The following is a 13,660-nucleotide window of genomic DNA, read 5'->3' as shown; positions in this document are numbered from 1 at the left end:
CCTCTCTTATCCTTCGCCGTATTTCCGCTTCTCGGTGTCATACTCTTTCATTGCCGCATCGAGCCGGGCGTAACAGGAATCCACCTTCTCCGCCAGCCCTTTGAGCTCTCTCGAAAGCTCGCTTCTCCGGATAGCCCCGAGGCCGCCTTTTGCCGGGGCCGTCATAAGCTCCCTGTTCACTGACGCCATCTTCGCCTCCGAAGAGATTATCTCGTCCTCCAGGACCTTGATCCTGGTTTCGAGGGGCTTCAGGACCCTCGATCTCATCGCATTAAACTCCGCGCGGGCCTTTCTTGCCGTTTTGCTGTCACGCGATTTTACCGCGCTGACCGGGGTGCTCTCCGGCGGGACCACAGGGGCCGTTTGCGGTACGGCGGGGGCGGGCGGGTGCGGTTCCACTGCAGGTTTATTATCGTCATCCCCTTCCCACCCGATGCTATCAAGGAACTCCCGGTAAGTGCCCGGGTACAGGAAGACCCTGTCGTTCTTAAAAACGATCAGCTTCGTCGCCACCGCGTTCAGGAAATGTTCGTCGTGCGCCACCACGAGCGCCGCGCCGTCGAAATCCTTTACGGCATCCGTCATCGCCTGGCAGGATTCGATGTCAAGATGGTGCATCGGCTCGTCCAGGAAAAGGATATTGGAAGGCGCCACGAGAAGCTTCCCCAGGAGGACACGGCTGCGCTCGCCGCCGGAAAGGACTTTGATCTTCTTCTCGGCATCGTCTCCTGAGAACATCATTGCGCCGCATATCCCGCGCACACGCGATTTGCCGATGAAGGCCCTGCCCTGGGCGATCTCCTCCTCTACGGTAAGCTCGCCGTTAAGGTCTGCCGTATTGGCCTGTTCATAATAGGCCGGAAGGGCCGCCATATGCGTCTTGACGCTGCCGCTCACGGGCTTGAGCCGGCTCGAGAGCAGCTTTAATAACGTCGTCTTCCCTTTGCCGTTCTTGCCTACGATACAGATCTTATCATGCCTGTTAACGGTAAAGCTCAGGTCCTTTATAAGGTACGGCTCGTTGCCGCTATATGAAAAGGTGAGGTAGTTCACATCCATGATCTGGCCGGCACGGAACGGCTCATAATTGAACGAGAACGACAGCGTCTCTATCTCTTCGAGTTTCTCCAGCTTATCCATCCGCTCGAGCTTCTTGATGGTCGATTGCACCCCTTTGGCGTGGCTTGCCTTCGAGCGGAACGTGTTCACATACTCCATCATCTGCTCGCGTTTCTTCTCATCCTGTACGCGCCTCTTCTCGTGCAGCCTCTCGTCCGCATGGAGCTGGGCGTAATATTTCCCGGTCGGCCCTTTGATCTTCCTCACCATACCGCGGTGTATGCCCACGATATGCGTCGTCACACTGTCGATAAGGTCCCTATCGTGGCTTATCACGATCAGTTCGCCTTTCCACGACCGCAGGAACTTCTCAAGCCACCGTATCGAGACGATATCGAGGAAGTTCGTGGGCTCATCGAGAAGGAGCATGTTCGGGCCGGAGACGAGGACCTTGGCAAGAGCGATACGCATCTGGAACCCGCCGGAAAATTCCGAAGGGTTCCGGTCAAAGTCCTCCTCGCTGAAACCGAGCCCGGAGAGTATCTTCTCCACCTTCCATTCGGCGCCTGTATCTTCCGGGCCCAACCCAATGCAGCCTTCTTCCCGTACGGTAGGTTTGGTGAATTCGAGGTGCTGCCCGAGATACCCTATGGAGTAATTATTGGGCATGAAGACCTTGCCGCGGTCAGCCCCTTCCTCTCCGGTTATGATCCTGAAGAGTGTGGTCTTGCCGTGTCCATTGCGGCCGACGAGGCCTATCTTTTCACCGGCCAGGACATCAAAACTGACGTCCGAGAAGAGCACCCGGGTGCCGTATCGTTTGGATATGTTCTTTACCGCTATCATCGTCCCGGAGGGTTTACAATCTGCCTGTGGTACGCTTCTTGAAGAGTTCGGTCATGATCGATTTCACAAACCTCGGATATAGTATATCGTAACTCGTCTCCTTCGGCATCACCTTCTGGGTCATCGTACCCATCACCTTGTCGCTCCATAGGACCTTGTTATTTTTGACCGAGACGAGCTCTGACTTCACATATATGCGGGCATAGTTCTCGACGATAGCCGCATCTATCGCGGCCGAATCCAGCCCCCATACCTGGTCGACCGGGTCGCTCTCCATCCATACATATTCCGTGATATCTCCTCTAAGGATGAGATCGGCCTCGCCTGCCGTAGGGACCGCTGTGAAACTATGCGATTTCCGCGCGGCGAACGCCTCCTCGAGGAGCTTCTTCAGCATATTCGCATCGACCTTCTCGTCGCCCGAGGAATTTTTGATCTCGACATAGACCTTCACCGACGGGTTGCCGTCCAGAAAATCCTGGAAATCCGCCGGGGCCCCCATCGCCGGTGACACGGCATAAAATAACGCGGATAACGTTGCTGCTACGGCTACGAAAGTCCTGACCATATATCCTCCTTTTTTAAGTTTGATCCGTTGATAGATGATACCGCCGCGGCATAAGGATGTCAATGTGTTAAATGCCGACGGCGGGGACCTGTATCGGGAGGGGGCGCTTCCGGGACGGCTTCAGAATGCGCGGCGGGCCGGCTCATAGAATATCTTACCGCCGAGATGGTGCATGATACGCGGCCCTGCCTTTTCCGGAAGCCACCTGTCGGAAAAGGCCCCCTTCTCTGCCTCCGCGTAGACCGCGTCGCCGAGCACTACATTATACTTATCGAGGAGACGCTTTTCCCTTCGCAGCCTGCATTCTATGATGCCTATAGCAGATGCCAGCCTGGGGGACTTCACTTCATTTGACGCCTCTTTCACCAGGCGGAACTTTTTGAACTTATCCGCCCTGGATCCGGAGATACTGCCGAGCTTGCATACGGTCCCGGCCATCCTGCTCGAGGGTATATTTATGACGAAATCACCCGTCTGGAGTATCGCCTTGTACAGGAAATGGCCCTCCCATATCTCAAGGGCGATGATGGGCGGGTCATCCGATACGGGCATATGCCAGGCGATCGGCGTGATGGCAGGCCTCTTATTGAAGAGCGAGCTCACCAGGATCACGGGACCCGGTCCTATCAGCCGGTATGCGAGTTTTAAAGGTATCGGTCGCCTCATGGGTGTTCTCCTTCGTTATACAGGCCGCCGGCGTCACGAGGGCCATATATGCCCTGGAGTGTTACGCGGCCTGTTGTAATTGGACGGTGACGCGTTCGTAATATTCCTGACGCTCTTCCGTGGGTATATGCCCTGCGTGCGGTAACGTTATACTGAGGCCCTTACCCGGATCTTTCGATATCCACTCCAGTATTTTATCGTCCGTAAGAGTACCTCCCGTCATCTCCCTGTACTGCATCCTGATGAACGAGAGGATATCGTCGTATTCGCTCATGATCTCGTCGGGAGATGTGCCTATGGGTATGTGGGAAGCGACGATGGCCATATTCATCATGCCGGGTATCCTCAATACCCTGCCGTCTATATCTTCACCGATATCCACGTGGCCTTCCCCTATCTTACGGTCTCTTCCCGGATCTTTATAGCATTCCACCCATATGATGCCCAGGTCCTCTCTATCCGAACCTATCAACTTAAACCTGTCCTCGCCGGGCATGGCTATGGATAAGAACTCTTCGACATATACCTTGAGCAGCGCTTCGGCAGGAGAACCCTGGGGTATCTTCGTCTTATTATAGCGCACGGTGTAGTAGGTGCCGTGGTCTGCCTTCTCCCGTTCCGGGATCACTGTATCCCGCATGGTCAAGGCGTTCCTGATATCAGGGGTGAACTCTCCCGGCACCATAACGGCGCCGGTGGCCGTCCCGGGCGTGGCCGGCTTATCTCCTCTCTTCTGTGCCTCAGAAAAATAACCGAGGTCCTTTAACTTTAAAAGCGACTCCACTTCCGGCGAGCGCCATGTCCAATTATGCGGCCCCACGGTGCCCGGCTTATTTACCCGCGCATCCCTTTTACCCAATAATGTCTGCAGCGTAAAGCAATAAAATCCTTCCTCCCTCATCGCCTCGAGGACCTGTTCCTGGATACCGTCCGGGGTTTCGGAAATGGCCCGGACACCATGCGCATTCAAAAAGTCGCTTACCTGGGCGCGGTCCGTATCGCTGAATTCGGAATAGCGCTCCGCGAACGTACCCTCCGTATCGTGCGTCGCCTCCACGACCATGACATGGGGGCGGGCTGCCATATGTTTCTGCCGCCAGCCGACGGGATTATACAGATACAGGTTCGACAGCTCCAGTGAGAGGCCGTCGAGCATATCTCTTATGATCTCGGGCCGGTCGCCTATATCCTCTCCGATGAGGAGCGTATTCTCCTCTTCGGCCGCTCTTGCCAGGTGACGCAGGATCTTTTCACCCCTGGCAGCGCCTTCCTCCGGAGAGGCGGGATAAAATTGGCCCGTGGTGGCGTGCCGGCCGATGTCGATAAGCCATTCCGAACAGAGGCCGAGCAGGTGGTCCACTCTCAGGCCGTCATAGAATTGCGCCATATACCTGATGCGCACTTCCCAGAATTTCAGCACCCTGTCATATTGTTCATCCCATCTATACGGGTGCGTCCCCCAGTTCTGTCCCTCGGGGCCTATCGGCTCGGGAGGCGCGCCCGCGTTCTTGGTCATATCGAAGATATCCTGGTTAGCCCACAGGTCCGCGCTGTTAGGCGCAGGATATATCGGCACATCGCCTATGATAAACTTCCCCTTTTCGCGGGCATGCGCACGGGACTTCTGCCAGCGCGAGTAATAGAGCCACTGGAGATACTGGTAGAAGAGCACCTCTTTCCTGTTCTTCCGGACATATGTCTTAAGTGTTTCGGCATCCCTATCCTTATATTTACTATCCCATTCCCACCACGGCTTCCCGCCGTTATGTTTCAATAATGAATGGAAGATCGCATAATTTTCCAGCCAGTCCCTATTCTCCTCTGCGTAAGCGTTGAATCCCCGGTCGTCTCCCCGGGCGATGCCCGGATATATCTCTTCGAACTCCCGGCGCAGGCAATATTCCTTAAGCGGCATGACGAGCGCGTAATCTATCTTATCCGCGGATCGCGCGGAATCTATCCTCTCCCTGGTGAATTCCCTGTTCTCTTCCAGGAACGCCTTGATATAACCCTTAAGCTTCCGGGCAGGTATCATTTCATCGAGAGGCAGGTAGCCTATGGCATTATTGGCAAATAGGCTTATGCTGACATACGGGCATGATTCGCCCGGGTTTATCTGCGTTGTCGGGAGCAGCACCAGCATATCGGCGTTCTGGTTTGCCATAAAATCGATAAAGTCGTCAAGCCATTTCAGGTCGCCTATCCCCTGGTCACCCTGCCGCCTGCCTGAGAAGAGCGGGCAAAGTATGCCGCCCCGTACCTTTTCCGACCACCATCCGGCTGCGGGCGCCCTGCCGGCAAGGGCAGCTGCCGTCCCGGGCTTCAGGGTCTTGACCAGCGATGCGTAATCGGCCCGATCCAATTTTTTCTGTTTCACCTGTATTGCGTTAATGCGCAGTGTCTCTTCGACATCGATAGTGACGGGGATATGCGTTAAAAACCCTGACCGCTCTGCCACCTCCATCTGCCGCTCCATGCTGTTTTCCGCGGTAGGTTGGCTGAACCATGAGACCCGCAGCTCTTCCGGAAGTCTTGCCCCGGTCCCTTCGGTCGTAAAGCGGGGATGCAGCCATTCCCTGGATACGCTGAAGGCAAGGCGCCGGTCCGGCACCCGCATTGCGAGCTTCACGCCTACACCGGAAGGAAATACATTGCCCCGGGGATCGATATCAAAAGTCGACATGCCTGGGATGCCGTAAAAACCATGCCGGATGATAGAAAGGGCGCTTTTGATATTGGTGCTGTGATACACCAGCCCGCTCTCTCCGGAAAATGCAGAATATGCGTTCTGGACCGTTTCGCTGATCAGGAGGCCGCACGCCGTTGTAGAATCAGGCCCGTTCCTCCAGCTGACCATGGCAGGATATGACAGGCCCATATAATTGCTGGTCCTCATCCAGCGCGCCACATCCCTGGCCGGCCGCAAGAGTTCCGAATTGCGTCCTCCCATATAAGGCCTGATGACATCCGTAACGGCATCTCCCGCGTACTTCTCAAGCCAATCCAGGGCCTCTGCGGTCGTCGAAAAGGCCTGGACCGCCGGGGCGGAAGTTACATGGATGGCGTGATCGTGTCCCGAAATGCCCTTACCGTCCCGTAAAATGACAAAATCGATCCTGCCGGACAGAGGAGCGCGTAACGAGATTTCATAGCCTGAACCATCCGCCGCGCGTATAAGCGGGATATCCACGCTGCCGTCTCTGTTCCAGGACGCCTTCTCTACCTGTTCCGGAGAGAGGTCCCCCAGCACTTCTTTACTCAAAATGGCGGTCCAACCGTCCAGCATGGCATGTAAGACCGGTACTTCGGATGATGGGCCGGGATCCGTCACCCGGATAGTTATCTTCTCTCCGGGGCGGACCAGTGAAGGATGCCGGATCAACAGGGCCGGATCCCGCACTTGCCGGGATGGGCCGGCGATCTTCCTGCTCTCATCTCCGCCGGCCGTCATATAATCTCTGTGGATGATATCGATGTCTTCGGGGAAGTCGAGGCGTGCAAATTCTTTCCTTAGCACGGGGTCTGAGATCAACCCGTTCTTCTTTACTTCCAGCTCTATATCCCGGTTGATCCTTTCAAACTCTCTCAGCTCCTGGTCGGGCCTGTGGGATCTCGCCCTTATCTCGTGGAATATCCTGCCTACTATGGACGGGATGTCCGATAGTTCGCCTTCTCTTACGAATACGGTCAGATATTTATTTGAGGCATGTCCCCTCGCCTCTTCCCCTTCGAAGACGGGGAACCTTTCACCGTTCTTCAGGAGAAGAAGCTGGATCCGGGCCCCGGTCTCTATTTTGCCCGTCGCTTTATTAAATACTTTTATCTTGCTCTCTAACCTATCCAGCAGATCTTCGGCGCCGCTCTTCGCCAGGGCTTCCTCTAGAGCTCTTCTGGCGGCTTTCCTCTCTGCCGCGAAGTCATGATCCGGGTCGATAGTTCCTGTGAGTGAGTATATGCTGTCGATATGAGATCTGATGAACGGGTCTATCGACTTATCATTATGCAGGTCATACCTTCTCTGCATCTCCTGCTCCAAACCGGCATAAGTATCGGGATTGCCGACGAGCGGCGAGAGGGCATTCGGAACGGCCCAGGAGAGGTCGCTGATCAAAAAGAGGAAGACGATAGCTGAAGCCATAGCCTTAAATAAGACGCTATGGCCATTTTTATATATAGACATAACGGAGAAGATTATATCATATAACCTTGTTAAAGCAATATAAAGATAGCCGTCTTTTTTCTATCTAACAGATAAGGTTTCGGGACGGTTATCTCGGCGGTCCTGTCTCCGGGAGGAGATCGGTCAAGGAGATTACCGGAGTGATGACCGAAATATCCGATCTGTGGCGGGAGTTTTCCAAAAAAGGTCTTTTTATCAGAAATGACGACGATCCTGAGCTGGTCCGAAGATCCCCCGAAGACAGGTATAGGACCCTTTCATAAGCACCTCAATCTTATATCACCTTCGAAGCGCGCCTCACCTTTTCCAGGACCTCCGGCTGGACATAGTGATTTATCGTCACCCTGTAGTCCTCTCTCCAGGAGCGGTCCTTTTTGATGAAACGCTTATGGCCCAATTTTTCGGCGATGGAATAGAATAGATCGTGCACATCCTCTTTCTTGACCGCCTTGCGTCTGGCCAGGAATTTTTTTACCCTGTTGGTAGCGTAAAAACTCCTTACTATATGGGGATAGAATTCCCGGCCGCAATATCTCTTAAATGCCGTCCTGAAATGCTCTTCATTTATGGGACGCCCCGTATTACCGTTGACAAATACAAACGATGACTTACCGGTACGCCTCAAAAGACCTTTAAGGCGGTCTATATAAGTCCTCGGGAACGTCTCCGTGATGCTTGTCGGCACGCCGCCCTTTCCTATGTAATTAAAAGAGACCTTCGCGCCCTTGATCTCGATGTCGCTTTTCTTCATGGTCGTCAACCCCTTGTGGCGCCGCAAGGCGTAATATATCTGGTTGCCCACCCTCATATATGTCTTTAAAAGCGTATACATCGGCACGGCAAAATGGTCGTCTTCGTCATATAACGCTTCATACGCGTTGGCTTTGATCATCGGGTAATATTTTTCGAACTCTTTGACGATGTGGTATTTTTTCTTCCTGAACCTTTCCACCTTCCCCCGGGTGTAAAGGTAGGAATAGGTGCCGCCGGGATTTTTATATATCACATCCCAATGGTGCTGCGTATTCTCATCGTGTATCATCAAATTGGGCGCAAAAAGCGAAAATGCCTTGCTCAATTTTTTACCGTTCGGCAGTATGTCGATCCTGGCACCCCGGCACATCCCGTCAGGCGCCAGCTGGCCTTTAAGGAACCGCGGATCATTTTTGTCTACAAGATAAGGGAACCGCTTGTTTTTCCTGAATAATTTTATCACAAGCATTGCTTCGGGAAAGATCCTTGAAGACCTCTTCCAAGACGTCTTCGTCCTTTCGCAGACCTTCAGGCGGGAGGCCGTTATTCTGATGGTTCCGGGTTGTATCTCTGGTCTTTTCTTTGCCACGATGACGCCTTTCGGTGGGAAGGGCCGGTTCGATCGGTCAATGACAACCATGCTGCGCGCAGGCGTTCTGGGGGGTTATCTCCGCCAATTCCTTGCGCTCGTATTTTTTGACTACATCAGCCACCGTATCTCCGGACGCCTGATATGCCTTGATATTGGATTCATTCAGCTTCTGGACGGCCCTCGCGCCCATCCCCTGGCAGACGACCGCATCTATCGAAGCGGTCCCCAAAACTCCGATGGGATGGCATGTGCCGTGAGAATGGTGAGCATTCGTATTATCGATAACGTTCAGCGTCTTCTTCTCGGTATCGTAAATGGTAAAATATTTAGCGCTTCCGAAATGGCCGTGAACTTTGCCATCCAGCCCCTCTTTATCCTCTGTCGGTACACAAATTCTCATCTTGACACTCCTTTCGTAGCTACTAAAACGGTCTGGCAGATATCTCTGTGAACAACAACTTTCATACCCGCGTTCTTCAATAATGCCTCCGTTCCTTCCTGTGATATTTTGGAGGGCGCATGGCTATGGCCGTCCGATCTGTGCACCTTCTCCATGATCCGCTCTCCTCTCTTATTTATATCGGCTATGACAAGTCTCTTCCGGGTAACCCTTATCATCTCTTTTATACACTTTATAGGGTCCCTGGCATGATGAATAAAATTAACGGAGATCACCTGGTCGAAATGATTATCGTCATATCGCAGCCTTTCTGCATCCATTATCTTCAGGATCACGGATTTGCCGCGCTTGATCGCTTTGAGATGTATCTTTGCGGCTTCACTGGCCTTTCTATCCAGGTCAATGGAAATGAGCTTAAAACCCTTTTGTGCTAATGCCACCGCCATATGACCGCGGCCTGTGCCGACCTCTAGCATGCTGCCGCATTTGTTAAGCCCGGCTTTCGCAATAACGTAACTCCTGGCCTTTGGTATATCATAACCGTATTTCTTGAATGATCTTAATCTATCACGGTCTTGCTTTATCACAGGATCCATTCAACCCACCCTTTCAACGATCCCGCCTTCTATTTTCAGCGCCTTGGCGTTAAGCAAGACATCGGCGATTTTTTTATGCGCAGAATTGATAATATTGCCGAACGTCTGCCTGGATATGTTCATCTTCCTGGCGGCATCCTCCTGATATAACCCCGCGAGATCGGCAAGTCTCATCGCCTCCAATTCATCAAGAGTGAGATTCACCTCTTCCAGCGCATCCAATGGGATGCCCCGAGGTTTAAAATAATCGGCATCCGGCTTACAACGTATACGCCTGCACCTGCACGGTCTTGGCATGGCTGATATCCTCTATTATTGGCATATGCCAATAATACACTACGACCGAAGATTTGTCAAGTAGATCACGAGGGGGACCCGGCCAGGCGTTCTATCGCCTTTATGGCCAACTTTGCGGCGGCGTCCACATCATCGATATTGAAGACGCCTGTAGGTGAATGGATATAACGCGTGGGTATGCTCAATACGCCCGTCGGCACCCCTTCTTTGTTCATGTAGATGATCGCGCCGTCTGTCATGCCGCCTTCGGTGATACCGACCTGGTACTTGATCTTATTCTTCCCGGCTGTATCCGTCAGGAGGTCTTTCATCTTTTCGTTGACTATCACGCCTCTCCCCGACGCTTCTATGATCGTGATCGCGACGCCTTCGCCCAGTTTCATCGAAGATTCGCGCTCGGTTATCTGGGGCGTATCGCCGGTCATGGTCGTATCTATGACGATGGCGTAGTCCGGGCTCACGTTGAATGCAGCGGTGCGCGCGCCCTTCAAACCTACCTCTTCCTGGCCGGTGGCCACCGCATATATCTCGGCATCCACCTTTAGCTTCTCCATTATCTTGATGAGCGCATAGCATCCGATCCTGTCGTCTATCGCCTTCCCGTAATAGAGTTTGCCGTTCAGGACGCCGGAATTCGGCTCGAAGACCGCGATGTCGCCCACCTCGACCGTCTTCTTTGCCTCTTCCCTGCTCTTACAGCCGATATCTATGAACATCTCTTCGTATTTCATCGCGCTCTTCTTCTCTTCTTCCTTGAGCAGATGGGGCGGCTTCGTCCCTATGATACCGAGACGATCGCCTTTTTTTGACTTTATCACGACCCTCTGGGCCGGGAGGACCCTGTCATCGATGCCGCCGACTTTGATGAAGTGGAGATACCCCTCCTTCGTTATATGCTTCACCATGAGGCCGATCTCGTCCATGTGCGCGGCGATCATGATCTTCTTCCTGCCTTTCCCCTTCTTGGCGATGACGTTGCCGAAGTTATCCAGCTTCACCTCATCGCACGACTTCTTAAGCTCTTTGTACATGATGTCCGCGATCTCTTTCTCATAACCGGATATACCCGCGGCTTCGATTATCGTCTTCAATAATTGGTCCATAATGCATTTCTCCTGTTCAGCCGTTATGTGGGTCCGCCGGCCCCGCGGATAACGTTAAGGCTTGCCTGCCGGGAAATAATCCGGCGGGATAGCGCCATAATCCCTGGCATCGGATGTCACGTCCGAGTATTTGGGCGGCACCTCCAACTGTATCGTCATGATGCCTTTGGCCTTAGCGAGCGCTGCCGCAAGGTCCACCATCCGCCAGTCCTTATTGGCATACGTATGAAAATAGAACCTCTTCCTGCCCAGGTCAGAGACTACCACCCACTGGGTACGGTCGTAGGCGACTTCTTTACCGCCCGGGTCGCGGACGGAGCCGACGGGGATATCGACGTTGTTGATTATCGTCATCGCCTGGTTCAACCCGGCGTCGGGGCCGTCAACCGGCAGGGCCGAATGGACGAGCGCGACCATACGGACGAAGCGGGAGGGCGGCGTGTAGTCCCCGGGCAGGCCCAGCATGCCGGTCCCCTGTCCGAGCCCCGATTCCTTCAGCCCGGCGATCGTGAACGGGCGCACGTTCGTCGCTGAGATATTGACATAGTTCCTTAAATTTATCATGTGCCAATCGAACGGCGGGGAGTTGGTCATGACGCCCAGCGGATTATCATACACCCTGAGCTCGCCCTTCACATGCTCTATAACTATGGATCCGCCGGCGGCGTCATGCACCGCATAATGGAGTTCCAGCGTGCCGGTCTTAGCCTCGGGCCCGGAGCATATACGGATGTCCTTTACCGCTTCCTTCACCTCATCGACCGTGGCGAAGTTCGACAATATCCATGTCACGACTTCATACTGCGCTATCGTCTCTGCCGACTTCGCCGGGTCGAACGCCTGGTATTGGACAAACCCGGGAAAGAGCAGGTTCCCTGCGGCCAGGCCCGCCTCGTTCATGCCGTCGCTTATCACGGGCAGGCCAAATGTGTTCATCCCGACGATCCCGTACTTGGCCGTCCATAGAAGGCCATTCTGGGAGCCGTCCGGGAGCGTTCCCTGGTAGGCGGTCCCTTTAGGTATGATACAGACGTTGGACCTGAACGATACCTCGCCCTCCATGGTCCGCGCATAAAAGACGTATCCGTCAGCCGTCTTCACCCTGATACTGGTGCAGGCCTCGAGGAGAGACGCCGGCGCAAGGAAGAGCACCGTAAAGAGAGATATTATTCTGAATATTCTTGCCATAGAGACCGCTCCTTACCAAAATTGGCTTCGAATCCCCTACCGATGCCATATAACACACCTTGGATTCGCCGCTTAATATGGCGGAAAGGCAGGGATTCGAACCCTGGGACCGCTTTTGGCGGTCACACGCTCTCCAGGCGTGCCCGTTCAACCGCTCCGGCACCTTTCCGCTGAAAACTTTAAAAATAATCTTTTAAGACCGACAGTAACTTATTGTTAAGCGCGAAGTTCTCCGTATGCCAGGATGACATTATCCTGCCCTTCTCCCTGCACCAGAGAGAATAGAAGTTCTCCCAGCCGGTCACCGGCCCCTTGCGATTGACCCAGTCAGGGTTCTGCGTATACCGGTAGATACCGTCCGGGAATACGGGATTCGCGACCGTCTTATATGTCCAGTACGTCCAGTGCAGCTTGTATTTCCTGAAGACATCGAGGATATCTTTCAACCAGTCCAGTTCGCCGAAAGATCCGCCGCGCCAGTTGATGCCGAACTCTCCCACATACAGCGGGACACAGGCGTCTTCGATGAAGTCCGCGTACTGTTTGGCCAGGAATTCGAACTTACCCTTATTCCACATGAGCTTATGGACGCGCCCCGGATATTGCAGGTCCGTCTCCCAGTTGAATGTATATTCGGGAGGCGGGTAGGCATGGATGCTGTACGCGGTATTCGCGTCTTTCGGCCTTCCTAAAAAACCGATCCGCTGCCCCCAGAAATTCCCCTCGAGGAATATGATATGCCTCCTGTCCGCGTCCCTTATCTCCTTCGTCACCTTCTCGTAGACGTCCTTTACGAGGTGCTCTTCGTGAAAGCCGACGACCGGCTCGTTCAATACGTCGTATCCGGCCACGGCGCTCTCGTCCTTATAGCGGTCTGCCAGGAAGTGCCAGAGCCGGTAGTAGCGGTCCTTATTGATATCGCTGGTGAAGAACTCCGGCTTATCACCCGGGTCGGCGTGCCAATCGGGGTTCTGGGCGCCGGGGGCGGCGTGCATATCAAGTATGCAGTATATGGAATTCTCCCCGCACCACTCCACCACCCTGTCGAGGTAACGGAGCCCTTCTTCGTCCAGGCTGTATGCCCTGTCCTCGAACTCAACGACCCTGTAATTGAACGGGACCCTGATGCAGTTCGCGCCCCAGCTCTTTATGGCGCTTATATCATCTTCGCGGACGAAGATATCCCTGAATGAGCGGGTGAAATCCTCCATCGCCTCTTTGCCAAGCGCCCTGGCCAGTTCCCTCTTGAATGCCCTTTCGGGTATACCCCTGCCGCATAACATATACCCTTCCATCATGAGCCACCCGCCGAGGGCTACGCCCTTCAGGATGACCGGCTTCCCCGACTCATCGACTATACAGCGCCCGTCCACTTTCAAGAACGGCATCTTACGCGGCATGATCTCCTTCCC

At 53.9% G+C, this 13,660-nt stretch carries 11 protein-coding genes and 1 tRNA gene; all 12 read right to left on the bottom strand.

Annotation, left to right across the window (positions count from 1 at the left end; all coding sequences use genetic code 11):
• Nucleotides 1–6: 6 nt before the first annotated feature.
• On the bottom strand, nucleotides 7–1,905 hold the full coding sequence (locus tag WC515_05125) for an ABC-F family ATP-binding cassette domain-containing protein (GenBank protein MFA5146733.1): 1,899 nt from the start codon (nucleotides 1,903–1,905) through the stop codon (nucleotides 7–9).
• Nucleotides 1,906–1,918: 13 nt separating this feature from the next.
• Entirely contained in the window at nucleotides 1,919–2,473 is a 555-nt protein-coding gene (locus WC515_05120) for a hypothetical protein (protein MFA5146732.1), read from the bottom strand.
• A 120-nt stretch (nucleotides 2,474–2,593) separates the two neighbouring features.
• Nucleotides 2,594–3,139, bottom strand: coding sequence for a flavin reductase family protein (locus tag WC515_05115; protein MFA5146731.1), 546 nt, complete (start codon nucleotides 3,137–3,139; stop codon nucleotides 2,594–2,596).
• A gap of 61 nt (nucleotides 3,140–3,200) precedes the next feature.
• Nucleotides 3,201–7,277, bottom strand: a complete 4,077-nt coding sequence (locus WC515_05110) for a 4-alpha-glucanotransferase (protein ID MFA5146730.1) — start codon at nucleotides 7,275–7,277, stop codon at nucleotides 3,201–3,203.
• 316 nt (nucleotides 7,278–7,593) lie between these two features.
• On the bottom strand, nucleotides 7,594–8,661 hold the full coding sequence (locus tag WC515_05105) for a hypothetical protein (GenBank protein MFA5146729.1): 1,068 nt from the start codon (nucleotides 8,659–8,661) through the stop codon (nucleotides 7,594–7,596).
• Between the two features lie 37 nt (nucleotides 8,662–8,698).
• Entirely contained in the window at nucleotides 8,699–9,064 is a 366-nt protein-coding gene (locus WC515_05100; protein MFA5146728.1) for a NifB/NifX family molybdenum-iron cluster-binding protein, read from the bottom strand.
• Nucleotides 9,061–9,660: a class I SAM-dependent methyltransferase gene (locus WC515_05095; GenBank protein MFA5146727.1), complete on the bottom strand. Its 600-nt coding sequence runs from the start codon at nucleotides 9,658–9,660 to the stop codon at nucleotides 9,061–9,063. Before WC515_05095 ends, WC515_05100 begins: the two co-directional genes overlap by 4 nt.
• Nucleotides 9,661–9,957, bottom strand: coding sequence for a DUF134 domain-containing protein (locus tag WC515_05090; GenBank protein MFA5146726.1), 297 nt, complete (start codon nucleotides 9,955–9,957; stop codon nucleotides 9,661–9,663). It abuts the gene before it with no gap.
• Between the two features lie 65 nt (nucleotides 9,958–10,022).
• Nucleotides 10,023–11,060: a M42 family metallopeptidase gene (locus tag WC515_05085; protein MFA5146725.1), complete on the bottom strand. Its 1,038-nt coding sequence runs from the start codon at nucleotides 11,058–11,060 to the stop codon at nucleotides 10,023–10,025.
• A gap of 54 nt (nucleotides 11,061–11,114) precedes the next feature.
• Complete coding sequence (locus WC515_05080; GenBank protein ID MFA5146724.1) at nucleotides 11,115–12,248, bottom strand: choloylglycine hydrolase family protein; 1,134 nt, start codon at nucleotides 12,246–12,248, stop codon at nucleotides 11,115–11,117.
• A gap of 78 nt (nucleotides 12,249–12,326) precedes the next feature.
• A tRNA-Ser gene (locus tag WC515_05075) sits at nucleotides 12,327–12,417 on the bottom strand.
• A 10-nt stretch (nucleotides 12,418–12,427) separates the two neighbouring features.
• The gene (locus WC515_05070) at nucleotides 12,428–13,648 is read right to left on the bottom strand and encodes a glycoside hydrolase family 5 protein (GenBank protein ID MFA5146723.1); all 1,221 of its coding nucleotides are present in this window, start codon (nucleotides 13,646–13,648) and stop codon (nucleotides 12,428–12,430) included.
• Between the last annotated feature and the right edge of the window lie 12 nt (nucleotides 13,649–13,660).

The organism is Candidatus Omnitrophota bacterium (assembly GCA_041650805.1).
Classification (GTDB): Bacteria; Omnitrophota; Gorgyraeia; order 2-01-FULL-45-10; family 2-01-FULL-45-10; genus JBAZKM01.
The sequence above is the reverse complement of the archived record's forward strand: the minus strand, read 5'-3'. Positions and strand labels throughout refer to the sequence as shown.